Annotated in this window: 29 protein-coding genes; 14 read left to right on the top strand and 15 right to left on the bottom strand. The window is 40.5% G+C overall.

Features of this window, described 5'->3' with window-relative positions; genetic code table 11:
* Positions 1 to 154 precede the first annotated feature (154 nt).
* From CAL7507_RS00785 to CAL7507_RS00770, 4 genes are all read left to right on the top strand, one after another.
* The gene (locus CAL7507_RS00785; RefSeq protein WP_015126502.1) at positions 155 to 742 is read left to right on the top strand and encodes a heme-copper oxidase subunit III; all 588 of its coding nucleotides are present in this window, start codon (positions 155 to 157) and stop codon (positions 740 to 742) included.
* Between the two features lie 153 nt (positions 743 to 895).
* Positions 896 to 1,381, top strand: a complete 486-nt coding sequence (locus CAL7507_RS00780) for a hypothetical protein (protein WP_015126501.1) — start codon at positions 896 to 898, stop codon at positions 1,379 to 1,381.
* Between the two features lie 292 nt (positions 1,382 to 1,673).
* Positions 1,674 to 2,285 carry a cupin gene (locus CAL7507_RS00775; RefSeq protein WP_015126500.1) on the top strand — a complete coding sequence of 204 codons (612 nt, stop codon included), beginning with the start codon at positions 1,674 to 1,676 and terminating at the stop codon, positions 2,283 to 2,285.
* Positions 2,286 to 2,693: 408 nt separating this feature from the next.
* Positions 2,694 to 3,164: an ArsC/Spx/MgsR family protein gene (locus CAL7507_RS00770; protein ID WP_015126499.1), complete on the top strand. Its 471-nt coding sequence runs from the start codon at positions 2,694 to 2,696 to the stop codon at positions 3,162 to 3,164.
* 187 nt (positions 3,165 to 3,351) lie between these two features.
* On the opposite strand, the gene CAL7507_RS00765 is transcribed toward CAL7507_RS00770, so the two are convergent.
* The gene (locus CAL7507_RS00765) at positions 3,352 to 3,693 is read right to left on the bottom strand and encodes a hypothetical protein (protein ID WP_144051174.1); all 342 of its coding nucleotides are present in this window, start codon (positions 3,691 to 3,693) and stop codon (positions 3,352 to 3,354) included.
* A gap of 147 nt (positions 3,694 to 3,840) precedes the next feature.
* Here CAL7507_RS00765 and CAL7507_RS00760 point away from each other — a divergent pair, with 147 nt between their 5' ends.
* Complete coding sequence (locus CAL7507_RS00760) at positions 3,841 to 4,236, top strand: hypothetical protein (RefSeq protein WP_015126498.1); 396 nt, start codon at positions 3,841 to 3,843, stop codon at positions 4,234 to 4,236.
* A gap of 459 nt (positions 4,237 to 4,695) precedes the next feature.
* Entirely contained in the window at positions 4,696 to 5,673 is a 978-nt protein-coding gene (locus CAL7507_RS00755; protein WP_369750826.1) for a formylglycine-generating enzyme family protein, read from the top strand.
* A gap of 437 nt (positions 5,674 to 6,110) precedes the next feature.
* On the opposite strand, the gene cysK is transcribed toward CAL7507_RS00755, so the two are convergent.
* Positions 6,111 to 7,070 (bottom strand): cysteine synthase A, encoded by a 960-nt coding sequence (gene cysK / locus CAL7507_RS00750; RefSeq protein ID WP_015126496.1) that lies wholly within the window; start codon positions 7,068 to 7,070, stop codon positions 6,111 to 6,113.
* Positions 7,071 to 8,027: 957 nt separating this feature from the next.
* On the opposite strand from cysK, the gene CAL7507_RS00745 reads away from it, so the two are divergent.
* From CAL7507_RS00745 to CAL7507_RS00715, 7 genes are all read left to right on the top strand, one after another.
* On the top strand, positions 8,028 to 8,459 hold the full coding sequence (locus CAL7507_RS00745) for a hypothetical protein (protein ID WP_015126495.1): 432 nt from the start codon (positions 8,028 to 8,030) through the stop codon (positions 8,457 to 8,459).
* A 41-nt stretch (positions 8,460 to 8,500) separates the two neighbouring features.
* Positions 8,501 to 8,788 (top strand): hypothetical protein, encoded by a 288-nt coding sequence (locus CAL7507_RS00740; protein WP_015126494.1) that lies wholly within the window; start codon positions 8,501 to 8,503, stop codon positions 8,786 to 8,788.
* A gap of 2 nt (positions 8,789 to 8,790) precedes the next feature.
* Entirely contained in the window at positions 8,791 to 9,102 is a 312-nt protein-coding gene (locus tag CAL7507_RS00735) for a hypothetical protein (protein ID WP_015126493.1), read from the top strand.
* Positions 9,103 to 9,468: 366 nt separating this feature from the next.
* Positions 9,469 to 9,831, top strand: coding sequence for a hypothetical protein (locus tag CAL7507_RS00730; RefSeq protein WP_042341693.1), 363 nt, complete (start codon positions 9,469 to 9,471; stop codon positions 9,829 to 9,831).
* A gap of 18 nt (positions 9,832 to 9,849) precedes the next feature.
* A complete protein-coding gene (locus tag CAL7507_RS00725; protein WP_015126491.1) occupies positions 9,850 to 10,851 on the top strand; it encodes an LLM class flavin-dependent oxidoreductase in 1,002 nt (333 codons plus the stop codon).
* Positions 10,844 to 11,215, top strand: coding sequence for a hypothetical protein (locus tag CAL7507_RS00720; protein WP_015126490.1), 372 nt, complete (start codon positions 10,844 to 10,846; stop codon positions 11,213 to 11,215). The genes CAL7507_RS00725 and CAL7507_RS00720 overlap by 8 nt, the downstream gene beginning before the upstream one ends.
* 861 nt (positions 11,216 to 12,076) lie before the next feature.
* Positions 12,077 to 13,042, top strand: a complete 966-nt coding sequence (locus CAL7507_RS00715; RefSeq protein WP_083862855.1) for a transposase — start codon at positions 12,077 to 12,079, stop codon at positions 13,040 to 13,042.
* 203 nt (positions 13,043 to 13,245) lie between these two features.
* On the opposite strand, the gene hypB is transcribed toward CAL7507_RS00715, so the two are convergent.
* The 13 genes from hypB to CAL7507_RS00650 form a co-directional block, all read right to left on the bottom strand.
* Positions 13,246 to 14,085: a hydrogenase nickel incorporation protein HypB gene (gene hypB / locus CAL7507_RS00710; RefSeq protein ID WP_015126487.1), complete on the bottom strand. Its 840-nt coding sequence runs from the start codon at positions 14,083 to 14,085 to the stop codon at positions 13,246 to 13,248.
* Positions 14,076 to 14,417: a hydrogenase maturation nickel metallochaperone HypA gene (gene hypA, locus CAL7507_RS00705; RefSeq protein ID WP_015126486.1), complete on the bottom strand. Its 342-nt coding sequence runs from the start codon at positions 14,415 to 14,417 to the stop codon at positions 14,076 to 14,078. The genes hypB and hypA overlap by 10 nt, the downstream gene beginning before the upstream one ends.
* Positions 14,418 to 14,536: 119 nt before the next feature.
* Complete coding sequence (gene hypE, locus CAL7507_RS00700; protein WP_042341129.1) at positions 14,537 to 15,640, bottom strand: hydrogenase expression/formation protein HypE; 1,104 nt, start codon at positions 15,638 to 15,640, stop codon at positions 14,537 to 14,539.
* Between the two features lie 27 nt (positions 15,641 to 15,667).
* Positions 15,668 to 16,051, bottom strand: a complete 384-nt coding sequence (locus CAL7507_RS00695; protein WP_015126484.1) for a VOC family protein — start codon at positions 16,049 to 16,051, stop codon at positions 15,668 to 15,670.
* Positions 16,052 to 16,262: 211 nt separating this feature from the next.
* Complete coding sequence (locus tag CAL7507_RS00690; RefSeq protein ID WP_015126483.1) at positions 16,263 to 16,478, bottom strand: 2-hydroxymuconate tautomerase; 216 nt, start codon at positions 16,476 to 16,478, stop codon at positions 16,263 to 16,265.
* A gap of 27 nt (positions 16,479 to 16,505) precedes the next feature.
* On the bottom strand, positions 16,506 to 17,684 hold the full coding sequence (hypD, locus tag CAL7507_RS00685; protein WP_015126482.1) for a hydrogenase formation protein HypD: 1,179 nt from the start codon (positions 17,682 to 17,684) through the stop codon (positions 16,506 to 16,508).
* A 62-nt stretch (positions 17,685 to 17,746) separates the two neighbouring features.
* Positions 17,747 to 17,998 carry a HypC/HybG/HupF family hydrogenase formation chaperone gene (locus CAL7507_RS00680; RefSeq protein ID WP_015126481.1) on the bottom strand — a complete coding sequence of 84 codons (252 nt, stop codon included), beginning with the start codon at positions 17,996 to 17,998 and terminating at the stop codon, positions 17,747 to 17,749.
* A 36-nt stretch (positions 17,999 to 18,034) separates the two neighbouring features.
* Positions 18,035 to 20,398 (bottom strand): carbamoyltransferase HypF, encoded by a 2,364-nt coding sequence (gene hypF, locus CAL7507_RS00675; RefSeq protein WP_015126480.1) that lies wholly within the window; start codon positions 20,396 to 20,398, stop codon positions 18,035 to 18,037.
* 75 nt (positions 20,399 to 20,473) lie between these two features.
* The gene (locus tag CAL7507_RS00670) at positions 20,474 to 21,634 is read right to left on the bottom strand and encodes an NHL repeat containing protein (RefSeq protein ID WP_015126479.1); all 1,161 of its coding nucleotides are present in this window, start codon (positions 21,632 to 21,634) and stop codon (positions 20,474 to 20,476) included.
* Between the two features lie 82 nt (positions 21,635 to 21,716).
* Entirely contained in the window at positions 21,717 to 22,577 is an 861-nt protein-coding gene (locus tag CAL7507_RS00665; protein ID WP_015126478.1) for a NifU family protein, read from the bottom strand.
* 174 nt (positions 22,578 to 22,751) lie between these two features.
* Positions 22,752 to 22,976 (bottom strand): hypothetical protein, encoded by a 225-nt coding sequence (locus CAL7507_RS32895; RefSeq protein WP_015126477.1) that lies wholly within the window; start codon positions 22,974 to 22,976, stop codon positions 22,752 to 22,754.
* Between the two features lie 8 nt (positions 22,977 to 22,984).
* Entirely contained in the window at positions 22,985 to 23,251 is a 267-nt protein-coding gene (locus tag CAL7507_RS00655; RefSeq protein ID WP_015126476.1) for a hypothetical protein, read from the bottom strand.
* A 128-nt stretch (positions 23,252 to 23,379) separates the two neighbouring features.
* Complete coding sequence (locus CAL7507_RS00650) at positions 23,380 to 24,354, bottom strand: hypothetical protein (protein ID WP_015126475.1); 975 nt, start codon at positions 24,352 to 24,354, stop codon at positions 23,380 to 23,382.
* 1,044 nt (positions 24,355 to 25,398) lie between these two features.
* Between CAL7507_RS00650 and CAL7507_RS00645 the strand changes: the two genes are divergently transcribed.
* Positions 25,399 to 26,361, top strand: coding sequence for a hydrogenase small subunit (locus tag CAL7507_RS00645; protein WP_015126474.1), 963 nt, complete (start codon positions 25,399 to 25,401; stop codon positions 26,359 to 26,361).
* Positions 26,362 to 26,373: the final 12 nt, after the last annotated feature.

Raw genomic sequence — 26,373 nt, 5'->3', positions numbered from 1 at the left:
GTAGCAAATTTTCCTGAAAAAACTCCGCGTTCCTCTGCGCTAACCTCTGCGCGACTCTGCGTTTAAAAACGCTATGAACTTTTAAACGCAAAGGGACACTGAGGTTTGTCAAATTTCTGCGCTACGAATTAATAGAATTTTGAGGGTAAATAAGATGACTATAGCAACGACAAGTGAACATCATGAGGAACATCATCCAGATTTAAGGGTTTTGGGGCTATTGACTTTTCTGGCTTCGGAATCTTTAATGTTTGGCGGATTTTTTGCCACCTTTTTGTTTTTTAGAGGTCTGACAGATGTTTGGCCTCCCAAGGAAACTGAGGTAGAACTGTTATTGCCAACAATCAACACCATTATTCTGGTTTCTAGTAGCTTTGTCATTCACTTGGGTGATGTGGCGATTAAGAAGAATAATGTCAAGGGAATGCAGTTTTGGTATGTGGTTACTGCCATCATGGGTGCGATTTTCTTGGGTGGTCAGGTGTATGAATATGCAACTTTGGGATATGGTTTGACTACCAATGTCTTCGCCAACTGCTTTTACATCATGACCGGCTTCCACGGTTTGCACGTGTTTGTGGGGCTATTATTGATTTTGGGTACTGTGTGGCGATCGCGTCAACCCGGCCACTATTCTGCTACTAAACACACTGGCATCGAAATGGCAGAAATTTACTGGCACTTTGTAGATATTATCTGGATTGTGCTTTTCACTTTGGTGTACATTCTCAGCATTTTTTAAATTGGCATGGGTTAACAGTTAACAGTTAACAGTTGGGAGCTAGAGTCATCTACGTTTAAAAGTTGTGGGATTAAGTCCAAGTCTTAAATCTCTAACTCAAACCTTGATAACTGATAACTGTTAACTGTTCACTGATTTAAACAGGAGATGGTTATGCAAGTTCAGCCAGAAAAATTCTCATGGTTTCAGGTGCCGGAGGATATCAAAAAATTGTTGATTCTAGCAGCACAAACTTGGGAAAATACCTCAGAGTCAGAAAATTATATGCAGCAAGCTTTAGCGCAAGCTGGAGAACATACTGATGTATTTATTGCAGCCTATAGATTTTTTTATTATAAAAATAATTATCCATTAGCACTGCAAACCACAATTCAATTATTAGATAAAATTAGAGTAGCAGAAAAATTACCTCATGATTGGGAGCAACTTAAGCCCATATTAGTTAGTCGTCGAGAAGAACCCAAAATCAGATTGTATTTAAATACTTATGCTGCTTCTGGATTAGTACTAGCCAAGTTAGGAGAGATACAGCAAGCAAAAGAAATTAGTACTAAAGTTAAAGAAATAGACGATAAAAATGACTTTGGGGCGGGAATCTTGTTAGATATTCTCACCCGTCCAGCAGAAGAAGATGATTAGTAAAGACGCGATGAATCGCGTATCTATAAATTCGTAGGGTGGGCATTGCCCACCATATTCCGGGTTTTGGTGGGCAATGCCCACCCTACTAGAATTAAGACTGAAAAACTATGAGTCATTTTTTTTCAACCAGCACATCTATGTATTATTCTCTCTCTCAATCCGCTAGCAATACACCTACTCTCATCGCTCCACCGCTATTTCCTAATCAACCTGCTCCTGTGATTAATCCTATCTCCTCACCTCTTCCTCTACTTCCACTAAGTTCTTTTCGGCTAACGGTTTAAAATTTATGCAAGGTAGGGATTGGTTTGTCAATGACGACGGACAGTATCAAATCTGTAAATCTGCAAGAATATGGGATTTGCTGAAAGAAGATTATCGTCTTTATCGGTTTTTAACTGAAGTAGAAGATGTTCTCAATGAGGCTGGAGAAGCATCTAGTTGTCTACCAAAAATTAGAATGTTGGTAAGGAAGTTAATTGTTAATTCATACTGGGTACGCAGTCAATATTTAAAGCCTTGTCCCAAAACTGGAACCTCGGTTTTATTGCTGTATGACGAACTAGGTTTTCCCTTAACAGTACAAACGGTAACATTTGCACCAGGAACTATATCCACAATTCATAATCATGGGACTTGGGGAATTGTCGCTGTGTTAAAAGGACAGGAGAAAAACACTTTTTGGCAGCGAACTCACAGCCTAGAATCCCAAAATAAAATTGAGCCTACGGGAGAAATAACCTTATCCCCAGGAGACATTGTTAGTTTCACTCCCGATGCAATTCATCGCGTACATGCAGTAGGTGATGAACCGACTGTGACTTTTAATATTTATGGCGAAACTAATCCAGAAGAACGATTTGCATTTGACCCGGTTAGCCATACAGCTAAAAAGTTTTAACAGTTAACAATTATTATCTATGTAGGGTGTGTTAGCAGCGAGAGTACGGCATCAAATCCTTAAAAATGGTGCGTTACGCTATCGCTAACGCACCCTACAAATACCTAATTTTGTTCAAAAATAAAGCCGGATTTTTATATTAACCATCCTTCTGCTAAAAGTATTATTATTAGATAATAAAGACCTATGCAAACGCGGTTGATCTAAACAAATCATCAGCGGTTATCTGCGTGTGTCGGCGGTTAAATATTCAACAAAATTAGACTTTTGCACATAGTCTAGTAAAACATCTCATTGCTTAACAGTGAATAGATTGATACTTCGACTGCGCCCTTCGACTACGCTCAGGACAAGCTCAGTACAAGTAACTGTTAACTGTTAACTGATAACTGATTAGGAGATATCACAATGGCTAGAGTAGTTTTCTATGAAAAACCCGGCTGTAAAGGTGGTACAAAGCAAAAAGTTTTGCTAACAGCGGCGGGACATGAGGTAGTAGCACAAAGCTTATTAACAGAACCTTGGACAGTGGAAAATCTGCGCTCATTTTTTGGCGATCGCCCCGTGACAGAATGGTTTAACCCCAGTTCCCCACGAATCAAATCGGGTGAAGTGGTTCCAGCCAAATTAGATGCACAAACCGCTTTGTCGCTGATGGTGCAAGATCCTCTATTAATTCGCCGTCCTTTATTGCAAGTAGGCGATCGCCGCGACTTCGGCTTTGATGTCGCCAAAATTGATGCGTGGATTGGCTTACAGGCTGTAGATGAATCCTTGCGGGAAGTCAGCGAAAGCCTAATGGGTCAGGATTTACAAAACTGCGCCCACGGTGGTCATCAGCATCACCATGAAAAAGGTGGCTGTAAGGGACACCATTAAAAAGAAGCTAGCTGTAACCATTAAATCAGTTAACAGTTAACAGTTAAATTGGTGGTTAGAAATCGCATCTACACAGACAAAACCCGCCTGCGCGGGTTGAACTCTCTTAGCCCACGGAGGTGGGCTACCCTGCGGGAAGCCGCTTCGCGTCTATGTTTGTGTAGCCGCGAATTTCATCCACCGGGGTTTAAGCGGTCTCCTTCGTGACGGTAGCGGTCTCCCTCGTGGTGGTAGCAGTCTCCCTCATGGCGATCGCGGTCTCCCTCATGGCGATCGCGGTCTCCCTCATGGCGATCGCGGTCTCCTTCATGGCGATCACGGTCTCCTTCATGGCGATCACGGTCTCCTTCGTGACGGTAGCAGTCTCCCTTATGGCGATCGCGGTCTCTTTCGTGACGGTAGCAGTCTCCCTCATGGCGATCGCGGTCTCTTTCGTGACGGTAGCAGTCTCCCTCATGGCGATCGCGGTTTCCCTCGTGACGGTAGCAGTCTCCCTCGTGATGGTTGTGATTTGAGAAACGAAATCCAAAGGTATTAATTGTTTATTGCAATTAAATACCGAGAAATTACTGATATTACCTGAAAATTCTCTGATAAAAATTGTAAATTACACTGAACCAAAAAAACATTTAATTAGGGCAAGCTAGCTGTGGAAGCATATTAAAAAAATAACCTTATGGCTCGCCAAAAGAGAACATCCCGCGTTTTAGAAAAAGCTCAATTAAGATTTTCTGGACTAAAATCTATTGTTCCAGATATCAAATTTGATGAAGATTATAATCTGGAAAAACTGATGGGGTCAATTGAGCAGTTACGTAACAAAATCGATGTTTATAATACTGCCTTATCTGTAGTTGATTCTTCTAAAACTGAAATTGAAGAAATGGAACAAAACCTGGGTCAGCTTTGTGAGAAGATGCTGATGGTGGTGGCTATTAAATACGGCAAAGACAGCCGTGAATATGAAATGGCGGGTGGTGTGCGTAATAGCGATCGCATCCGCAAAATCAGAGCCAGTCGCTTAAAAGCTGTGGCAGAAAAAGCATTAGATGAGACTTTTAAAGCAGTCTAAAAACGTAGTTACGTATCAAAATTAAATAAGCCTCGTTCATTTTGAAGTGCGGGCATCTTGCCCGCTACTGCAATATGGGAGCAAGATGCTCCCACTACTTTTAAAACTATGGTTCTCAAAATAGATATGGTTTATATCGTCGCGTGTAGGGGCACGGCACTGCCGTGACCTGATGAGTGTATGGGACTCAGACGATAACCGCTATTTGGGAAAAAACGATCGCGACTTTGAAACCATTGCTTAAGTGCGATCGCTCCAACATTTTCGCTTTCAACCCTGAATCTTTTCAGCTACAGGACTTACGCACGGACTGAAGTTTATACTCTGTTTTTTCAAAAAATGCGATCGCCCAATTTCTCCCCATATTTAAGTACTAATTATTTACGCTTAAATTTAAAAGTCATTGCTCCTTTTCCCCCAGCTTTACCACCACCAATCCCAAACAGTAGGGGGTCAGATATGCAGGTAATTGAAGCATTTATCAGAATTGCCAATAAACAGGGAGTTTCTTCAGCATCCCCGACCCCTGAGCCTGTTACTTCCTCCAGGGGAGAGAGGTCAAAAACTCCCGAAGTACCAAAATTTAACTTTGATGTGGTGACGGTAAATGCCAAAGGTGACGAAATTAGACGAGAAAAAGGTCAAGCTGAATATTTTACAGAAGACTTAGGCAATGGTGTCATTTTAGAAATGGTTGCAATTCCCAGTGGCAAATTTCTCATGGGTTCACCAGCAGGGGAAGGATATGGTAGCGAAAAACCTCAACATCAAGTAACGGTTGAATCATTCTTCATGGGTAAATATTCCATCAACCAAGCGCAATGGAGAACAGTTGCGTTACTACCCAGAGTTAACCGTGACCTGAAACCCGAACCATCCTATTTTAAAGGAGACAACCGACCAGTAGACCAAGTGTCTTGGTATGATGCAGTTGAGTTTTGCTCCCGTCTCTCAAAACATACAAGCAAACAATATCGCCTACCGAGTGAAGCAGAGTGGGAATACGCCTGTCGTGCTGGAACAACAACGCCGTTCCATTTTGGGGAGACAATAACAACTGAGTTGGCTAACTACAATGGCAATTACACTTACGCTTCTGAGCCAAAGAGCAAATATCGTCAAGAAACAACAGAAGTAGGAAGTTTTCCTGCCAACCGCTTTGGATTATACGATATGCACGGGAATGTTTGGGAGTGGTGTCAAGATACTTGGCATAACAGTTATCAAGGAGCGCCAGCAACTGGTATTGCGTGGTTTGATGATAATCAACTTTATCAAAAACAAGGAAGAGCCGTGCTGCGGGGCGGTTCCTGGAACAACAATCCTGAGGACTGCCGTTCCGCGTCCCGCTACTTCTACGATTGGGCGGAGCGTGTCTACATTGACTACGATATTGGTTTTCGTGTTGTCTGTGCCATTGGGAGGATTCTTCGGTAGCGCTTTATGCTTTAGTTCTTTTTCCCTCTATGCTTGTTCTTTTTTCCTTTTAAAGTGTAGCGAAGCGGAGCGATCGCATTTTTTTAAATCCTTAACCAAGCAGTATTATAGCGATCTCCATTCAGATGCGGTACAAAATTATATCGCCAAATGTAGGGGCACGGCACTGCCCATTAGTGTCAACTTAACGCGAAACCCATAGCCCGACTAGGAATGAATTCCCAGTCTCATAGCAAAAGTCATCTGAAGATGACTAAATATTATTACTTATCCCCAGTTTACTTGAGTAAACTTTGCCTATTAGCCTAGAAATTCATTTCTAGGCGGGTGTGTCAGCCAACAAATAAGCCATTTGTAGCTTAAGTTGAAACCACTGAACACGAGTCAGATAATTTGAGACAGCAAGAGGTTGTGGATGCCGTGCCCCTAACCAGTGTCTACCTCGCCCCTACAGTTTCCAGTGTCAAATCTTGAAACATCGGGGTGCTGAGATAACGTTCACCGAAGGAAGGCTGAATCATCACAATTAGCTTTCCGGCATTTTCTGGGCGTTTCGCTACCTGAATCGCAGCACACAAAGCCGCACCGGAGGAGATACCAGATAATAATCCTTCCTCTTTTGCTAAACGCCGTCCATAAGCGATCGCCTGATCGTCGCTGACGCGAATCACTTCATCAATCAATTCCAGACGCAGCACATCTGGGACAAATCCCGCGCCAATACCTTGAATTTTATGGGGGCCAGCTTCCCCACCAGATAATACAGGACTGTTGCTGGGTTCAACTGCGATCGCTTGAAAACCTGGCTTGCGACTTTTCAGTACTTCCGCTATTCCTGTAATTGTCCCACCAGTACCGACTCCCGCAATCAAGATATCAACTTCCCCGTCTGTATCTGCCCAAATTTCCTCAGCGGTGGTTTCCCGGTGAATTTTGGGGTTAGCTGGGTTGCGGAACTGTTGCAACATCAGTGCATTGGGAGTTTTCGCCACAATTTCTTCGGCTTTGCGAATCGCCCCACGCATCCCCTCTGTTCCTGGTGTCAACTCCAAAGTCGCCCCGTAGGCTCTGAGCATTGCCCGTCGTTCCTGGCTCATAGTTTCGGGCATTGTTAAAATCAAACGGTAGCCACGCGCTGCTGCTACCATCGCCAAAGCAATTCCTGTATTACCGGATGTAGGCTCTACTAAAATTGTTTTCCCCGGCTCAATCAAACCCTCCGCTTCCGCCGCCAACACCATACTTAGCCCAATCCGGTCTTTGACAGAAGCCGCTGGGTTGTGTCCTTCTAGTTTGACAACTATCCTCGCTCCCGCTCCCTCAGCTTGGGGAATCTTGTTGAGTTGAACTAAAGGGGTTCGTCCAATAAGTTCTGTTACATCTTTAGCAATTCGCATTAATTAACTCCTAAAACTCGGCGCAAAACATTTACTTACTAACAATAAACTTTTGAGTATTTAATTGAGAACAGGTAGTACATTGGTGTCAACTTAACGTAAAGCCCATATTATCAGTAGGGTGCGTTAGGGCGGAGTACGTAACGCACCAAAGTTTTTGGACTACTAAAATGATGCAAAAAAATTGGATGTTGGTTTGAGGAACGTAGCGTTTCCGACAGCAGAAGGTTAGCCCAACATTATCAAGGCTTTGACTTTTGACTTCCGCCCTGTAGTACTAATCCTATATATACCTGAAACCCTTATATACAAATTATTGTTAAGTTGCCAAAATTTTAACCTTGTTTGTAATAATTTTTAGTTAATAGAGAACAATATCTCATTGGGAAAAATTTAATTGCTTTTGTGAATCTCTTCATGTAGTATTAGCGATTGAAATGCTTTTGAGTGCAAGTTTAGTTGGCAAATCAGGCAAAGAAAAAACTCTCCTTCTAGCAGCCTGTATAGCTTTGAGGTTGAGTGCAGACAAACTAGAACCCTACCTGATAAACACTAGTGCATCAGCCTAAAAATACTAGCACCCATACCCCAACTAATTTTAGAAATACTGATGGGATGGGAGTTATAAGCTTTGAGTACAACTCTAATAACTTTAATAATCTTAATCTAGTTAGGTTAAACCCTGACTGCGAAGGGCAACTGATATAAAACGTATAGGATTTACGCAGAGATTCCCCTCTACCCCCCAAAATTCCTAGGTGCAAACCTAGTGAACTAGGGGGGACTTCTTAACCCCCTAAAACATTCAGGCTATAAACAGTTAAAAGTTAACATTAGTGTTTATCTAGCTATTTTAGTATCAAGACTATTTTCTAAGTTGAAATATGCAACTACTTAGGTTAATAGCAAAATGAATTTTCTTACTGGGTGCATACTACCTAGGCAGGGAGAACCTAGATGAAAGTCAAGCTTTTAAATATTCTCACAGTTTGTATAGTAACCTTGTGCTTTCTTTCTCCAGCAATACTAGTATTTAGTGTAGTTTGGGGACGGCACATAGAGTTAGTAAAAACGCAGAGTTTAGCTTGTGGAGTTAGCGAAATCTGTCTCGAAGATGACACATTATCTCTCCAATATGAAGGTATGAATACCTCCCAAGCTCCAGAAGCTGACATAGAAAATTCTTTGCATACTCTTGATCACCAAAAGCTCACTGTCGTTGAACAATATCAACTTGCTATTATCCTGCAATGGTTTTTTTTACTGATCCCGATTTTTTTTGGTGTAGGAATTATTGTTTATGACAGATATCTTGTTTATCGTGCAGCAGTTTTTCAAGAGCAAGTTGAAATGTTAGAAAGACTGTGGCGGCAAAGTATAGAGCAATAAATCAGTTAACAGTTCACCAATTTACAATCAACCAAAACACCATGACAGACGAACGCCAACTCTTATATTTTGATTTGATCGACCAGTTACTCAGGTGTCCTAATGGTCAAGAACCAGAAATTTTAGAATCACAACCAGAATTAATTGATTCTGGTTTTGTATACGCCATGTTAAAGGTAGCAACTGTATTCGCACACGAAGGCAATCAAGATGGTGCCCAGTTTTTGTTTTTTATTGGTCGTGAATTAGCGAAGCAACTGGGACTATACCCTGAACTCGAAGCAACCAATTCTGAACTAGAAGTTCCAGAAGTTTCAGAGAAGGAGTAACAATGTTATTGACAGCAACTGACGCTGGACAAATAGCGTTAGAATTTCTCATGGTAGATTGGAATATCTCAGAATATGACAGAGAGTGGTTTACAATCTTTAATTCTCGTCTTATTGGTGAGTGTTGGTACATTGTAGAACTGGGTGTAGCTGGATTTCCTGATCGGTGGTTTATTCAAGTCTACGATACTGGAGCTTGTGACCCTGACTATACATTTATCTCACCTATCCGTGGTTCAGATGGATATGTTGACCTCATAGATTTACCACAACTTGTTGCCGAGGTTTTAGTGTCAGAGCGTAATTCTCGATAACAATTCAAAATTTTACCCTGAGCATAGCCGAAGGGTCAAAATTAAATCTAGCAATTTTGAATTCACAATTTTAAATATTTAGTAGAGAGGAGGTGATAGCAAAAAAATATCACCTCTTTTTTGTTGAATATAAATTTTTACATTTTACTTTTAATTAGTAGGGTGGGCATTCCCCAACGCCAATTGACGCCAGTCCGCTCAAGTCAGGAAACCCGCCCAACGCAGTGGCTCCCCTACTTGTATTTCAAACTAGGAAATGTAGGATAGCGCACCTTGTTATATAACTATAAACTTTAATATTTTTTCTTGATAACTAACACCAAATGTCAGCTTTAAATAACAATTTTATGTTATATTATGATAGTGATGAACGCTACAGAAATATCAATTGCTATGATTGCCGAAGACATCCTAGCCAAAGAATTTATTAGAGTCGTCAATCACTACTATCCAAGTGTTGGAGAATTACTTGATGGCTGTTATGTGAAAGTGATCACCTGTTTTTGGGGACGACCAGCTAGACGTTTGCAATATATAGGAATTTATTGCTCGGAAGAAATGATTCCTTATGTGCAAGCCCACAAAGAAATACTCCGAGAAGTAGCAGATAATATGGGACTAATTCAGGTAGTCTGCATGAATGCTAGGCGACTATTACGCGATCCTATGTCAAAGCTCAAACGGAGTGAACCACGTTTATGGCTGGAATTGCAGTGGGTTGCAACCTAAGCAAAGCTAAGGCAAATAATGAAAACAGGACTTTTCTGCAATTACGACAATCACCACCAAGATGCTCGCCGCGCCATCTTTGAACAAGTCACCTTGGTAAAGCAAGCGGAGACTTTAGGCTTTGAAGAAGCTTGGGTAAGTGAGCATCATTTTAGTGAATCCAATCTTAGCCCCGCCATGTTGCTGTTGATGGCACATTTGGCGGGGTTAACCTCAACTATCCAATTGGGAACGGCGGCGGTGTTGCTACCGTTTCATAACCCAATTAGGGTAGCGGAGGATATTGCTACTTTAGATAACCTCTGCAACGGTAGATTGTTATTTGGGGTGGCTAAAGGGGGGCCATTTCCCGATCAGAATAAGCATTTTGCGACACCGATGGGTGAATCTCGTGCCAAGATGCTAGAGGCGATCGCATTAATTCAGAAGCTTTTATATGAAACCGATGTATCATTTAACGGGCAGTATTATCAATGCGATCGCCTGACAATCTACCCCAAACCACTACAAAAATCTATCCCCGTCTACGTAGCTACTGGTGATGGTGAAGGGATAGAATTCGCCGCCAAACATGGATTTGGCTTAATGGGGGGGCCACCGTTTTCTCTGGAGAGATTGAAAAATACTGTCACCAAATATCGGGCGTTAAATCCTAGTGGTGTGGATAAACTTGTGCTGGCTCGTTTCTTCTTTGCGGCGAGAACCTATGATGAAGCAGTGAGTCAAGCAATGCCTTTCATCCGCAAATTCAGCCTGAAAATGAAAGCCAACTCCGCGCAAGTAATGCAGAAGAGTCCTCACAAGCAGCAACCATTTGATCGCACAAACATCTGTTTTGACGAAGACTATTTGATTGAAAACTCAATTATCGGCGATGTAGTCACTTGTCGAGACAAAATCAAAAAATTCCAGGATGAACTAAATATAGGCACATTAGCACTCAAACCCTCATCGTTAGATGTGCAAAAAAACCTGGACAGTCTGACGCGCTATAACCAAGAGGTGCGGAATTATGTCTAAACTTCCCTTGCTTCCTCCAGATGATTTACCTCCAGCAGAAGTGACAAAGCTGGATGGGATGTTACATCTAGAGTTTGAACAATCCACTGGCAGATGCTTTTATCAATCGTGCGATCGCATCACCCAAGCACTGTTAGCTCATTGTCAATGGTATCTTACCAGTAATGCTACTGCCTTAATGCTGATTATCGACTGCCCTGACATAGTTTCTTATTGGCATATAGTCAGCAATATTCCCCAATTAGGAAATCGGCTAGAACGGTTTACTAGTAATGCCAAAATCAGGGTTTATCCGCCCTTTGGTAAAGGAATGCCATTTGAAATTGGTGTGAATGAAATCTCAGCTTATCGAGATTGGCTGTAACTCTAAGACATTCGAGTCGCCGAGATATTCGTTATCTAGAATAATTACCCACAAGTAGAGACGAAGCAAAAGCAACGTCTCTACTATAGGAATCCAGCTTGATTATAGTTTTATTTACTTCTCATCTAATTCCTGAGACACTTCATCAACTATTTTTAAAACCTCACAAAACCTAGCGATTACAACATATAGAACAATAAACAATAAAATTATCAATAATTTTGTCATCGTATTGGACGCTAATTAATATTCATATTTATTTTTTTCCCAGCTTTTACAGTTCTAAGTTTTCATCTGAGACAAATAAAACTATCATTGCTCTTAGCGGTGTTCATGTGACATCTATACAAGTCATCTAAGGTATTTCCGGGAAAATACAATCCCAATTTGTAAGTAGATCGGCGTAAATAATTATCATTGAGATAAGACAGAATACAGGAGGGAATTGGGTTTGAGCTTCGGTTACTTTTCTTCACATAGTTTGGTTTTATTGTGCCGACTTACTTAGGGTGTGTGACGCTGCGACAATACATTAATCTGAGCGATATAGCGATTCTCATTCAGATGCGGTACAAAATTATAGGACTAGCCCTTTCAAGGTGACAAACGAAGATACGTTGCTTTAGTGTGATCATCCTAAGTTATCCGCTCAGATTTTGGGATTTTTAAAGGTTGAAATAACCAATTTTCGTTCCGAATTTCACCACCTTGAAAGGGCTAAATTATAGGACTTACGCATTGACGAGGTGGTAAAATAGTGCATTGAAAAAAAGATGTCGTCTACTTTCAAGGTATCGGACAATTAGAGAAATCAGCAAACCCTCAACAGCACAATGTAATTTAGAGCATTACACCCTGTTCTTGCTATCGGAGCCAAAGCATGGAGGGTGCAGTCGGTTAGCAGAAATCTTGGGAGATGTTTCACATGATAGTGTGAACAGATTTTTGTTGAGAGAAAGATACGAGCCAAAAGATTTATTCGACATTGTCAGAGAAATAATCAATTTAGAAGGAGGTATTTTAAGCGTTGATGACACAGTAATAGAAAAGCTATACAGCGAACCAAAATACGCAGAATTAATTGGATATTTTTGGTCAGGGAAATACCATAAGGCGATTAAAGGATTAAATTTAATCACACTGTATTACAGCGACATACATGGGAATTCAGTCCCAATAAATTACAGAATATATGACAAAAAGGAGGGGAGAACCAAGAACGATTATTTCCAAGAAATGCTGATTGAAGTGATTGATTGGGGTGTAAAACCAAGACTAGTGACAGGAGATAGTTGGTACTCAGGAGTAGAAAACTTAAAGTTTTTAAGAAACCAGAAATTGGGTTTTCTATTTGGTGTTGAGAAGAACAGAACTGTATCTAATGAACCAGGAAAGTATTGCCATGTAAGCAGTTTAGAGCTTCCTGAGCAAGGGTTAGTCACGCATCTGAGAGAATTTGGATTTATCAAGTTGTTTAGGAAGGACTTCAAAAAAGAAGACTCTAGGCACTATATATTGTATCTACCAGATAAAGAAGCTCTCCAACAAATAACCAGAAGTGAATTTGTGACAATTCATGATACTCATTGGGGAATTGAAAGTTTTCATAGAGCCATCAAACAAGTATGTGGAATTTGTCGATTCATGGTTAGAGATAGCCACGCAATCAAAACACATATATTTTGCTCGCTTCAAGCATTTGTTCGTTTAGAAAAAATGCGCTCTGAAAATATCATTAACAATTGGTATGAAGTCCAAAGGAATCTATTCACAAAAGTTATTCGTGAATATGTTTTGGATAATTTGAGCGCTGTTTGTGCTGATTGAATACATAAACTAGTTGTTTCGTCAATGCGTAAGTCCTAAATTATATCGCCAAATGTAGGGGCACGGCACTGCCGTGCCCTCAGGGTATACTCAATTAGTACATTATTCATCAGCCAGTCCCTAAATAGCTATCCCTCATATCCGGCTTTGCACCGTTTCAAACCTTAGGTGCGTTTGTGATAGCGGTACTATTGGGACTATTGCTACAAGCTAGTTATTACATCAGCAACGGCTACTTTCTCAGACAACCATTTATACCAAATATCTAAGCCAGCACCAGTTGTAGCAGAAACCTGAAAAATTTTAATTTTTGGATTTACCTGTTCAGCATATTCTATACACTTTTGTACATCAAATTGTACATAAGGCAATAAATCAATTTTAGTGAGAATCATCATCTCACTAGCGCGGAACATATGGGGGTATTTTATCGGTTTATCTTCTCCTTCGGTGACAGAGAGAATGACTACCTTTGCTTGTTCTCCCAAATCGAATAAAGCTGGACAAACCAAATTACCGACATTCTCAATCATCACCACAGAATTCAGTGGTGGGTTGAGTTGTTCTAAACCTCTTTCTATCATTGATGCATCCAGATGACAGCCTATTCCAGTATTAATTTGGACAACTTTACAGCCTGTTTCTTTAATTTTTTCAGCATCATTAGTTGTTTCTTGATCACCTTCAATAACACTAATAGACAACTGATGCTTTAAATCATTAATAGTGCGAGTTAAAAGAGTAGTTTTCCCAGCACCAGGAGAACTCATCAAATTTAAAGCTAGAATATTACGACCTTTAAACCAGCCGCGATTTTGAGCAGCTAGTAGGTTATTTTTTGCTAAAATATCTTGTTCTAAGGATATAGTTATATTATGTATTTTGGCGTGAATTTGTGATGATTCATCATCATGATCATGAGTAATCACAGTCCCATCTCGTAAAGTGTGAGTATGATGATGGTGATCGTGTTCCACTACATCAGGTTGCAAATTAGTAACTTTAATTTCACCCTCATCAGCACAACCACAGGTTACACACATACTTCCTCTATTTCTATTTCCTTAATTTTGAGTTCTTCACCAGTTATTAAATCTAATTGCACACTACCACAGTTACAAATACCAAAGGGTTTATCTAAAGCAATTTCTGCACCGCATTGACGACACCTTGCTAAACCAGGAATTTCTCTAATTTCTAATATCGCGGTTTCTAAAACTGTATTTTTTGTACAAATATCAAAACAAAATTGCACAGCATCAGGGAGAATTGCCGAAAGTTTGCCAATTTCTAAAACAACACGGCTGACTTTTGCACCTTTAGCGTGTTCTGTAACTATCGCAACAATATTTTGTGTAATTCCCAATTCGTGCATACAGGCATCAAAGTTAAAAATTCTTTGTCTTATACTCTTAACCTTTGCGTCTTTGCGTCTTTGCGTGAGACAGATTCATATTTTACTCACGCAAAGGCGCAAATAAGAGAGTGATATAATCAACAAATTCTTGGTAATTGCTCCCCCACCAACATATCTACAATACGTTCTGCATTGAAAACTGTTTTTAAAACTACAATACCCGGAGGTGAAGCAATAACTTCACCGATAATACAAGCATCTTTTCCCGCCGGATGAGATTTCATCGCTGCTAAAACAGATTCCGCATCTTCACCGGGTACTACCGCTACTAACTTACCTTCATTGGCTAAATATAAAGGATCTAAACCCAGAATTTCACAAACTCCTTTGACTTCTTCGCGAACTGGAAGAGAATTTTCATCAATACGAATTCCCACACGAGAACTTAGGGCAAATTCGTTTAAAACTGTCGCTAAACCACCGCGTGTAGCATCCCGCATAGCATGAATATTTGGGCAGACTTTGAGAATAGTTTCTACTAAACTATGTAAAGGTTGACAGTCACTTTTTATATCAGTTTCTAATGCTAATTCTCCACGGGCGATTAAAATCGCAGTACCATGATTGCCTAATTCACCATTAATAATGACTACATCACCGGGTTTAATATTATGGGCAGAAATATTAACTCCTGCTGGGATAATACCAATCCCAGCGGTGTTAATAAATAATTTATCAGCAGCCCCACGATGTACAACCTTTGTGTCACCAGTCACAATTTGCACCCCAGCTTGATTAGCAGCTATTTTCATGCTTGTAGCGACACGCCGCAAAGTTTCTACTGGTAGTCCTTCTTCTAAAATGACGCTACAGGTGAGATATAAAGGTTTAGCACCACTAACGGCTAAATCATTAATTGTGCCATTGACAGCTAATTCTCCAATATCACTACCAGGAAAAAATAAAGGATCTACAACATAAGAATCAGTTGTGAAAGCTAGTCTATCTCCTTGTTGCATGAGACTAGCTAAATTAAAACTAGCTTGGTCTTCTAATTGGGAGAGAATGGGATTATCAAAGTTGCTAACAAATATATCATCAATTAAATCGCGCATGGCTTTACCACCGCTACCATGTGCGAGGGTAATATGAGTATCGCGTATTTTTCCTTGGCGACGACGGACTTGTTCGACTTTTTGAAATAGGGGATTTTGTGTTGGGTTATTGGAGGAAAAATCCATCTTTAAATTCATTGTAATAAAAAAGGGTTAGGAAATAGCTACTTCATAAAATGTGATGCAAACACCTGCAGAATCAATAACTGTAATTTCTTTAAGTCCCCAAGGTTTTGTTGCTAAATGACCATTGGGGTGAATTATCTCTTCACCTTTAGCAAGCAATTCGGCATATAAATTTTCAATATGAGTAACTTGGATCAGAAATTTTGTTCCTTCCGCCAAGTGTTTATCATCGTTATTTTGGAGAAATATTTGTGCTGAATCGCGTTTGACAATAGCCATACTCACAGGTTTACCTTCTGTATGGATGGTTTTAAAGCCCAGCTTTTGTTCATAAAATAAAATTGCTTTTTCTATATCTTCTCCAGCCGGAATAATGGGGCTAATATTGCCTAGTATAGGTGGTTGATTCATGGTTTTCTATCTGATAGATTACCTTCAAGTTTTCAGTTTCTACATTACCAATCTTATGTAGCGGTTTTCATTATACGCCGAGTTGTCAGGTCACGGCAGTGCCGTGACCTGACGAGTTTACTATATAAGATTAGTATTTAATTTTGGAAATATACGGTGGGCAATGCCCACCCTACAGATATTTAGTTTTTTTAATAATCAAATCAGATTATTACACACCTTTTTCTTTATGCCTACCACTATGTTTATCAGCATGTAATTGTCCCCCAACTGCCCAATTTTCTCTCTCAAATTCATCAATGTAAACAGTTATCCATTCTGGTTTAGTACCTAAAGTAGCAACGAGTGCATCGGTAACTGCTTGAACAAGTTGCCGCTTTTTTTCGATGGAGTGTCCTTTAGCAATTTGAACCGTGACAAAAGGCATAATTTTTCTCCGTAAATAATGGATTATTTATCCCAAGGAACTACAAGAGGGTAGAGGTTGTTGAGATAAATTTACCGATTTTGCATTTGTCATTTTCTTGGCAATAGTAGAGAGTCTGCCATACTTATAATAGGCCGCACAAGCACCTTCTGAAGATACCATACAACTACCGATGGGTGTTTCTGGAGTGCAAGCTGTACCAAATACTTTACATTCCCAAGGTTTTAAAACTCCTTTAAGAATTTCACCACATTGACAAGCTTTATGATCAGTAACTTTTTGGTTAGGAATAGTGAATTTAATTTCGGCATCAAATTGTCCATATTCTGGACGAATTTTTAAACCTGAATTGGGGATTTCTCCTAAGCCTCGCCAATCAAAATTATCTCGCACTGCAAAAACTTTGTTGATAGCTTGTAGGGCTACTGTATTTCCCTGGTTTTGTACTAGTCGGTTGTATTGATTTTCGACTTCACAACGATTTTCTACTAACTGTTTCAATAGCATCCAAACTGATTGGAAAATATCCAAAGGTTCAAATCCTGAGACGACTATTGGTTTATGATATTGTTGAGAAATAAATTGATAAGGGTCAGTGCCAATTACCATGCTGACATGGCCAGGCCCGACAAATCCATCTAGTTGTAAATCAGGATTATCTAATAGCGCTTGGAGGGCGGGAATCACGAGGACGTGATTAGAAAACATACTAAAGTTGGGAATTTTTTCAGCCTCTGCTTGCAGAATAGTCAAAGCGGTGCTAGGAGATGTGGTTTCAAAACCTAAAGCGAAGAAGACAATTTCTTTTTCGGGGTTATCTCTGGCGATTTGCAGACTATCCAGGGGAGAATAAACCATACGGATATCTGCACCCTGTGCTTTAGCTTGCAGTAAGCTGGTTTTAGAACCGGGAACCCGCATGGTGTCGCCAAAGGTGGCAAAGATAACGTTATTATTTTGAGAGATAGCGATCGCATCATCTAACCTCCCTTTTGGCATCACACACACTGGACAACCAGGGCCATGTATTAATTCCAACGAGTCGGGTAGAAGTTCTTCAATGCCATATTTAAATATAGAGTGAGTATGTCCGCCGCATACTTCCATAATTTTGAGCGGTTTTCCTAGCTGATTACACAATTTAGCAATTTCGCGGCGTAATGCTTCAGCTTTTTCAGGTTCTCGAAATTCATCAACGTATTTCATAATAATTAGGGAATGGAATATTGGGTATTGGGAATGGGTATTAAGATTAAAAAAATTCTTTCCTAGTCCCCAGTCCCTGCGACTATTTCTTGTAATAGTTTTAACGTTTCTGCTGCTTCTTGTTCCTTAATACGATTCATAGCAAAGCCGACATGAACTAATACCCAATCGCCAATACAAGATTCGGGAGGATGTTGTTCATCGACAATACACGCAATATTTACTTGTCGTTTTACACCACCGATATTGACAATTGCTAATTTGCATTTAATATCAGTTATTTCAACAATTTGACCAGGAATTCCTAAACACATATCAGTTATCAGTTATCGGTTATCGGTTATCGGTTATCAGTTAACTGATTTAGCTGCTGCAATGACTGCTTGCCCTAGAGATATACCACCATCATTTGCAGGGACTAAACTGTGAGTTAGTACATCAATTTTCAATGCTTGTAATCGCTGAGTAACTTGCTGTAATAAAATACAGTTCTGGAATACTCCTCCGGTGAGAACGACTTGAGAAACGAGATGTTCTTTAGAGAGACGACTAACCATCTCGACAATTATTTTTGCTAAACTTATATGAAATTTTGTGGCGATGATTGCTGTGGGAGTCTGCTGCTGCAAATCATTGAGTAAAACTTGCCACATTTGACCGGGATCTATACAATAAATACTATCTAAAAAGTTAATAGTAAAAGGATAAGTTTGGGTTTCTTCATAATTATTTAAGCTGTTAATATCTACTAAGGCTTCTAGTGCGATCGCAGCTTGTCCTTCATAACTACATTCTTCTCGACAGATACCTACAGCCCCTGCTACTGCATCAAATAACCGTCCTACTGACGAAGCTAAAGGAGAATTAACACCTTTTTCCATCAGCTGATTCAGTAGCTTGAGTGGCTTAGTATCCAGAAACTTTAATATTTCTAAATCACCATACTTGGTTTTTAAATTCTCCCAGCTATCGGCTGCAATTAATTGGGCATATGTATTACGCCAAGGCTGATAAATTGTTTGTGTTCCTCCTATCATTGCTATAGGTTTAAATTTTGCGAGTCGCTGAAAATTACGGTAATCAGCTAAGAGAAATTCTCCACCCCATAATGTGCCATCTTCGCCATAACCTAACCCATCTAAAGCAATGCCTAAAACTGGTTTTGAGTTGAGAGGTATGCTATTTTCTGCCATACAAGCGGCAATGTGGGCGTGATGATGCTGAACATAACAGAGTTGAATTTTATTTGTATCTGCTAGTTCTTTTCCAAATTTTGCTGAGAGATATTCAGGATGTTTATCAATAGCAATTACTTCCGGTGTATGCTCAAATAAATTTAAGTACAAGTTCAAACTATCTTGATAAGCATTAAAAGCCGCCGCATTTTCTAAATCTCCCAAATGCTGAGACAGAATTGCTCGTCCATCTCGCAACAGACAAAAAGTATTTTTTAACTCACCACCCATTGCTAAAATTTGCGGTAGATTATTAAATCCAGGTGGTAAATTAATCGGCGCTGGTGCATATCCTCTAGCGCGGCGAATAGTTTGGACTTTATCGCCAATAACTCGCACCACCGCATCATCTACACGATTAACAATCTCTCGATTATGAAACAGAAAATAATCAGCAATTTTGCCTAACTTTTCTCTAGCTTCATCATTGTCAATGCATTGCGGTTCATCGGAAAGATTGCCACTTGTTAACACAATCGGTCGATTCATCCGCTTGAGGATAAGATGATGTAGCGGCGTATAAGGTAACATAAAACCAAGAGTATTTTGTCCCGATGCAACACAAGGCGCTATGGAGTACTGAGTTAATTTCTCATTCCCAACTACCTGCTTCTGCAACAACACAATTGGCGCAGCGGGACTTGCTAACAACTCTTTTTCTTTAGGACTAACTAGACAATATTCTGCAATTACCGCTAAATCCCGTGCCATTAAAGCAAAGGGTTTGTGATAGCGTTTTTTACGCTGGCGGAGTTTTTGCACAACAACTTCCTGAGTAGCATCACAAGCTAAATGAATTCCACCCAGCCCCTTAATTGCTACAATCTCACCTTTTTGCAACAGCGTACAGACGGCATCAACATCATCTAGCATAGAGAACATAGAAGCAGTCACTGATTTACCATCAGCACGTTCTAACCAAGCCGTAGCACCGCAGACATGACAAGCTACAGGTTGGGCATGAAAACGACGGTTGTCAACATCCTGGTATTCGTTTGCACATTCAGGACACATAACAAATGCAGACATACTGGTATTGCATCTGTCATAAGGAATCCCACGAATAATACTCAAGCGAGGGCCGCAATGAGTACAGTTAGTAAAAGGGTAACGATAAAAACGGCTAAAAGGGTCAAAAATTTCTTGTAAACATTGAAGACAAGTAGCAGCATCAGCAGCTATTTCTGTTTTCACAACACTATTAACACTGTGAGAAATGATAAAATCATCAAAATTAAATTCACCTGTATAGGGAGTTATAATTAACTCATTAATTCTGGCTAAAGGAGGACATTCTGCCTGTAATTTATGAACAAATCTTGCTAAATCCGCCTCATTACCAGCAACCCGAATTAACACCCCCTCCCCATCATTACAAACCTCCCCACGCAACCCAAAAACCTTAGCCAAACGATACACAGTCGGGCGAAAACCCACACCCTGAACAGTACCCCGAACTCTAATCTCCTCCACCCTCATAAGCCTTCACCTCTCTACAAAAAACCTCAGCGAACCTCCGCGATAACCTCAGCGAACCTCTGCGCTAAAAAACTCTTATTTCAACCTCCACAACAAAATTCTATTATTTCCAGAATCAGCTACCACGGCAGTATTACCACAAACCTTCACCCCATAACACCAATTCAAACTATCTCGTGTTGGTAGCCCAAAATTGTGATTTTCACCTTTACTTTTAAAATCAACCTGTCCAGCAACAATATCTGCCACAGCACCTTGCAATGATAAAATTGACTCTAGCTTTCTCCATCCTAACAAACGTGAATTTGCGGTATCAGCAACTAATAACCAATCACCAAAAACATCCACACCATAAGGCATACTCAAACTACTAGCGCTAGGAAGATAAAACCCTTGATTCATTTCCACCAAATCAAAGTTTTTTTGCCCCAACACTACACTACAAGGCGCATTATTTTCTGTAGGCATCCCCTGCCAAATCATCACTCGATGATTACCTGCATCAGTGACAACTAGATTATCTCCCCAAAAGGTAATATCGTGACACCAACGCATACTCGCTGCTGTGGGAGAATTACCGCCATTCTCATTACGAGATATCATATCTGGCTGTCCCAAAACTAAATCAGCCGGTTGACCAATTTCTGTTGGTAATTGATGCCAAATTAACACTCGCCGATTGCCTGTATCAGCAACAAATAGTTTTCCTTGATGATAGAAAACACCATAAGGCCAGTTAAGAGTATTTGGGGCTGCTAGTTGGCTACCTCTGTTAGGTTCATTATCCTTAAAATTCGCTTGACCTAACACCAAATCAGCGGGAACATTGTGATCTTCAGGTAAGTTTTTCCAAATTAAAATTCGGTGATTCCAAGCATCGGCTACCACTAATCCACCACCGCAAGCACATATCCCAGTAGGGACACTAAAAGTTGCTTTTCCTGGTGTGCTTTTAGCATTTTGTCCTTCATGATAAAAATCCGGTTGTCCAATTACCCAATCAGCATTTTGACTGTCTTGAGTAGGTAATTTTCGCCATCCTAATAACCGATGATGTCCTGTATCTGATACCCATAAAGGGCCGGTTTCTGATATTAAACAAGCAGCACGAGGCCCAAACATTGTTTTTGCACTTGGTGCTATGGGTATGGCTAATTGTCCTGGTTCTAAAATGTCACCTAAAATTACTTCTGCACCTTGAAGTGAGAATAAATGCTGCTTATTATTCAAAATCATCAGGGTATTTTTATGTGTATTGTTTGTAGTAAGGACTTTAGTCCTTTGTTTTTAAGCACTAAAGTGCTTACTACGAACCATTTTAGAGTTTTACAAAAACTTGATCTTGTTTGATGCGTAACGGATAAGATAGAAGGGAAACATCGGGTGCAGTTAAGCATTCTCCTGTCTCTAATATATATTGAAATCCGTGAGCGGGACAGGTGATAATGCCATTTTCTACTTTACCCTCAGTTAAAGAATTTCCTAGGTGAGCGCAAGTATTATGGTGACAAGTGATGTTAACTCCTTGACGATGTAAAATTAGTGAATTACCAGCAATTGACACTTCTAATACACCTGCTTCGGGAACTTGATTCACAGTAGCCACTTTTATCCAAGTAGATGCTCTTGGGGTGGAAAATGGACTAATTAAACTAGCAGTATTACTCTCAAACATAGGGCGATGATTGACAGCAATTACTGTGGTAATTTCTGGACAATGGGATTTAATCGCTTGTTCTACTCCTTGAGATAAGGTCAAAGTAGAAGTTGGGCAATTACTACAGGTTCCAATTAACCTGACTTCCACTGTATCTGGTAGTTTAATAGCTACTAGTTCTATGTCTCCGTTATGGCTTTGTAATCCAGGACGGACTTCATCTAATGCTATCTGAATGCGTTCTGCTAATGGTGGTTTTGGTGGTTTAACCAATTCGTGATAAAGCAGTACGGCATATACTACTTCATCAGTCACAGCATGACGCAAAGTTGACATAGATTCTGCCTTGAGGCTTTTAATCAACCGCTTTAAGGCGGCTTTATGTAGGGCTTCAATTGCTCTTTTTAACCCTACAACTACACACCTCTGGCTTTCATCCCACTCGGATATAATAGCTTCAAAGCGGTTGATTTCTTGAATTAATTCCTCAAGTGTTGCTGTGTGTTCAATGAGTGTAACCATTGCTAATTATTAACTTTTGACTAAAGCAGTCGGCATCACAACGTAAAACACTCAACTCACACTCACCGAATAAGTAAAAAGTTAAAAGTCGAAAGGCAAAAGAAAGAAACATATTTAGAAGCTTCTAAATTTGTGGAGATTATCTTTTTACTTTTTACTTTTTACTTTTTTAAGTTACTTCATTTTGAAGTCTTTCAAGAGAAATGGCATAACTGCACCAGTGACTAGGCTAGATACTACTATTGTTAACCAAAAGGGGATTTCGGTTTGTGCAAGAGACACTAATAGTAGGGAACCTATACTAATGCCAATTGCAGTTTGTCTGACAAATTGTATAGGGTCACGTAGCAGCTTTCCCTTGAAAAACAATTTAGCGGAAAACCACCCAATTTCAAACATCATGCCTCCTATGAATTTGATAACAAATTCAGTACAAATAAGCCTAGGAGTATGGCAGGAATCACAGCAGTCGGGGCGAATAATCCACCTAAGACTGCTGAAAACTCATAGCCTATATCCTTTCCAGCTAATAGCATTCCGCCAATAGCACCGCCTACTAGAGATAAGGCGGTGGCTATTACTACCCACACAAATCCAGTGAGGATGTTAAGGTCTCCAGATGCTAAACTTTTGAGAAAGTCTCCTCCAGTAAGGCTGGTTACAATATCTTCCATTCTTGATCTTCCTTTTATCAGTTATTAGTAGTGCAGGCAATGCCCACAAGATCCGGGTTTCGGTGGGCAATGCCCACGGTATAATTAATGAGAGCGAGGAAACCCATGAGGGCGGGGAAACCCCGCCCCTACGGTTGACTTGTAATTTCAACTGCAATTTCTTGCAGTGCTTGTGCTACTACTTCTGCTTGTTCTGTTTGTTGATGCTGAGTGAAAATTTCCCAGGCTTGTTGATAGTAAGCTCTAGCTTGCAAGAGATTTTGTAAGTTACCTACTTCTGGTTTTTCTGGGTTGTCTAGTAAGTTGAATAAGGCGTTGGCTTTGTTAGAAATTGTGTTGGCGTATTCTAAGGGTGTGTCTCTAGCATTACGCACTTTCAATGCTTCATCATAAGCTGCGATCGCCCGCATGTTATTCTCTACAGGATGGGAACTGACTAAATATTGCAAGGCGTTACCCAAGTTGTTTTGCAACATTGCATATTCTCTGGGGTGATCAATCAGGGTAATATGCTTGAGTGCTACCTCAAATGACTGTACAGCCAAGCCTTGTCGCAGATATTCCCGTTCTGATGCGAGGGGCATAGAAAGGTAAGCGATCGCTATATTGTTATATAAAATGGCATATTCTTGTGGATAATCTTCCCAGGTGAACACCCGCAAGGCTTCATGATACGCCTGGATGCTGTCCACAATCCGTGCCAAATTGAACGGTACTAAGGACTGCAGAACCAATCCCAAATTCATCTGAGACTCTGCTACTTCCTCTTTGGAAGCTAGCTGTTGTAAAATTGGTATTGCTGCTTCATAACCAGCTTTCGCTTGCAGTAGCAATTCCGTCCCTGCATCGGGAATTGTCTGCAAAGTCCCAGCCATCCCTACTTGGGCTTTGGCTTTCAATAGGGGATAATCCTCACCGCACATTTCATAAGCCCGGTAATATAACCCTACTGCACTCCGCAAGTCTTTAGCAGTTTTCGGCTTTTTTTGGAAGCCTAGGGCTATCTCAATCAACATCTGGATTTTTTCTGCTGTGGTTGCTGACTCCGATGCGATCGCTGCAATGGCCGCCTTTACGGCTGAATCTGTAATGCTAGGGTTCATAACTACGGTACTCTAGCCGATTAGGTAATGGAGTCTTTTATCAGGTGACAGTTATCAGTTATCAGTTTCCTGGGTAATTTTCCCGTCGAGTGCATTGTAACACCACACCATAAGCTTGATAACTGTTCACTGATTGATAGTTGTAGGAGTGTCTGAACTCACATCTTGCACCTAGCCCTAGCGATTAGAAATCGCGGCTATACAAACAAAGTCCGCCTGCGCGGACTAACGGCAAATCAAGGTTTTTAACCCGCGTGGTGCGCTTCGCGCAGCGCAAGCGCGATAGGCGGGTTTTGCCTGTGTAGCCGCGACTTCCAGTGCAAGAGTGCAAGATATGAGTGAATCCCGATAGAAACAGGAAATAGGAAAAACTGTCCCCTATTCATTTTTTGGTGAATCAAGTTTTTACACTATAAAACACTCTATTTACAAATATCTAGGGGGAAAATGCCAATATTAATGATAGTTTTAAGTACCTTAAAACTTCATAATTTTATTCTGTATCGATAGTAAACAAAAATCTAGATATTTGATTAATTTTATGGCATGTATTGAATGCATTTCTTGCACTTATGTCATCAATCTGCCATTTTTTATTGGTACTAAAGGCTAACGTTGATTTAGAAGCTGCTATTTTCATTATGCAGCTAGAATCCTTGATGAGTAACGTCTTTACCGAAAATTTAAAATCTTGTTTGATACAAAATTTATGCTATTGGATTATCTATTATTCACATTTATGTCCAAATATCTGCCATAGCTATAACCTTTTCAGTAAAATTTAAATTGATTTAACTTACTAAGCTAAAACACTTATTCATTGCACGATCAATCGTTTTTCTTTGTTAACAGTGAACGGTCTAGATGATGGAATGTGCAACTTAAATGCCGCAGTCGCTTAGTAATTCTAAATTTTTATTTAATGAAAGAGGATAAAATTAAAAAATATCTTATGTTTAAAGATAGATATTAAAAAACAGGTGATTCTCTACAAGTTTGATCGCCTGGACTGTGCATGGTAAACAATATAAAAATACATAGCCAATGACTAACGTACTCTGGCTTCAAGGTGGCGCATGTAGCGGCAACACCATGTCTTTTCTCAACGCTGAAGAACCGACAGTCTGCGATTTAATTGCTGACTTTGGCATTAAAGTTCTTTGGCATCCATCTTTAGGTTTGGAACTAGGTGATAATCTCCAAAGACTCCTCAGAAATTGCATTTCTGGTGAGATTCCCTTAGATATCCTGGTTTTTGAAGGCAGCGTTGTCAACGCCCCCAATGGAACTGGTGAATGGAATCGGTTTGCCGATCGCCCGATGAAAGACTGGTTAAGTGACCTCGCCCAAGCCGCTAGCTTTATCGTCGCCGTGGGAGACTGCGCCACCTGGGGAGGAATTCCCGCCATGTCACCCAACCCCAGCGAATCCCAAGGCTTGCAATTTCTCAAGCGTCAAGAAGGTGGCTTTTTAGGGAAGGATTTCCACACCAAATCAGGATTACCCGTGATTAACATCCCCGGATGTCCTGCCCATCCTGACTGGATTACGCAGATATTAGTAGCGATCGCCACCGGACGCATCGAAGACATCGCCCTAGACGACCTCAATCGCCCGCAAACATTCTTCAACACCTACACCCAAACAGGTTGTACCCGCAACGTCCACTTTGCCTACAAAGCATCAGTTGCCGAATTTGGTCAACGCAAAGGCTGTCTATTCTATGACCTAGGTTGTCGCGGCCCCATGACCCATTCCTCCTGCAACCGCATCTTGTGGAACCGCGTCTCCTCCAAAACCCGCGCTGGTATGCCCTGTTTAGGTTGCACAGAACCCGAATTTCCCTTCTACGACCTCGTACCCGGAACCGTATTTAAAACTCAAACTGTCATGGGAGTTCCCAAAGAACTACCACCAGGCGTCAAAACCAAAGACTACGCCCTCCTCACAATGGTTGCCAAAAACGCCGCCCCCACCTGGGCAGAAGAAGACTTTTTTACAGTTTAGGGAATGGGGCAT

The organism is Calothrix sp. PCC 7507 (assembly GCF_000316575.1).
In the GTDB taxonomy this organism is placed as follows: domain Bacteria; phylum Cyanobacteriota; class Cyanobacteriia; order Cyanobacteriales; family Nostocaceae; genus Fortiea.
This window is presented reverse-complemented; position numbering and strand designations above follow the sequence as displayed.

Bases quoted from the DNA above. Each gene is read 5' to 3' on its own strand.
- CAL7507_RS32895 (WP_015126477.1), bottom strand. From the start codon at position 22,976: ATGTTTGAAATTGGGTGGTTTTCCGCTAAATTGTTTTTCAAGGGAAAG.
- cysK (WP_015126496.1), bottom strand. From the start codon at position 7,070: ATGCGAATTGCTAAAGATGTAACAGAACTTATTGGACGAACCCCTTTA.
- CAL7507_RS00745 (WP_015126495.1), top strand. From the start codon at position 8,028: ATGAAAGTCAAGCTTTTAAATATTCTCACAGTTTGTATAGTAACCTTG.
- CAL7507_RS00650 (WP_015126475.1), bottom strand. From the start codon at position 24,354: ATGAACCCTAGCATTACAGATTCAGCCGTAAAGGCGGCCATTGCAGCG.
- hypA (WP_015126486.1), bottom strand. From the start codon at position 14,417: ATGCACGAATTGGGAATTACACAAAATATTGTTGCGATAGTTACAGAA.
- CAL7507_RS00655 (WP_015126476.1), bottom strand. From the start codon at position 23,251: ATGGAAGATATTGTAACCAGCCTTACTGGAGGAGACTTTCTCAAAAGT.
- hypD (WP_015126482.1), bottom strand. From the start codon at position 17,684: ATGAAATACGTTGATGAATTTCGAGAACCTGAAAAAGCTGAAGCATTA.
- CAL7507_RS00770 (WP_015126499.1), top strand. From the start codon at position 2,694: ATGGCTAGAGTAGTTTTCTATGAAAAACCCGGCTGTAAAGGTGGTACA.
- CAL7507_RS00720 (WP_015126490.1), top strand. From the start codon at position 10,844: ATGTCTAAACTTCCCTTGCTTCCTCCAGATGATTTACCTCCAGCAGAA.
- CAL7507_RS00695 (WP_015126484.1), bottom strand. From the start codon at position 16,051: ATGAATCAACCACCTATACTAGGCAATATTAGCCCCATTATTCCGGCT.
- CAL7507_RS00775 (WP_015126500.1), top strand. From the start codon at position 1,674: ATGCAAGGTAGGGATTGGTTTGTCAATGACGACGGACAGTATCAAATC.
- CAL7507_RS00780 (WP_015126501.1), top strand. From the start codon at position 896: ATGCAAGTTCAGCCAGAAAAATTCTCATGGTTTCAGGTGCCGGAGGAT.
- CAL7507_RS00735 (WP_015126493.1), top strand. From the start codon at position 8,791: ATGTTATTGACAGCAACTGACGCTGGACAAATAGCGTTAGAATTTCTC.
- CAL7507_RS00645 (WP_015126474.1), top strand. From the start codon at position 25,399: ATGACTAACGTACTCTGGCTTCAAGGTGGCGCATGTAGCGGCAACACC.
- hypE (WP_042341129.1), bottom strand. From the start codon at position 15,640: ATGGATTTTTCCTCCAATAACCCAACACAAAATCCCCTATTTCAAAAA.
- CAL7507_RS00730 (WP_042341693.1), top strand. From the start codon at position 9,469: ATGAACGCTACAGAAATATCAATTGCTATGATTGCCGAAGACATCCTA.
- CAL7507_RS00680 (WP_015126481.1), bottom strand. From the start codon at position 17,998: ATGTGTTTAGGAATTCCTGGTCAAATTGTTGAAATAACTGATATTAAA.
- CAL7507_RS00760 (WP_015126498.1), top strand. From the start codon at position 3,841: ATGGCTCGCCAAAAGAGAACATCCCGCGTTTTAGAAAAAGCTCAATTA.
- hypB (WP_015126487.1), bottom strand. From the start codon at position 14,085: ATGTGTGTAACCTGTGGTTGTGCTGATGAGGGTGAAATTAAAGTTACT.
- CAL7507_RS00670 (WP_015126479.1), bottom strand. From the start codon at position 21,634: ATGATTTTGAATAATAAGCAGCATTTATTCTCACTTCAAGGTGCAGAA.
- CAL7507_RS00725 (WP_015126491.1), top strand. From the start codon at position 9,850: ATGAAAACAGGACTTTTCTGCAATTACGACAATCACCACCAAGATGCT.
- CAL7507_RS00755 (WP_369750826.1), top strand. From the start codon at position 4,696: ATGCAGGTAATTGAAGCATTTATCAGAATTGCCAATAAACAGGGAGTT.
- CAL7507_RS00785 (WP_015126502.1), top strand. From the start codon at position 155: ATGACTATAGCAACGACAAGTGAACATCATGAGGAACATCATCCAGAT.
- CAL7507_RS00740 (WP_015126494.1), top strand. From the start codon at position 8,501: ATGACAGACGAACGCCAACTCTTATATTTTGATTTGATCGACCAGTTA.
- CAL7507_RS00690 (WP_015126483.1), bottom strand. From the start codon at position 16,478: ATGCCTTTTGTCACGGTTCAAATTGCTAAAGGACACTCCATCGAAAAA.
- CAL7507_RS00665 (WP_015126478.1), bottom strand. From the start codon at position 22,577: ATGGTTACACTCATTGAACACACAGCAACACTTGAGGAATTAATTCAA.
- hypF (WP_015126480.1), bottom strand. From the start codon at position 20,398: ATGAGGGTGGAGGAGATTAGAGTTCGGGGTACTGTTCAGGGTGTGGGT.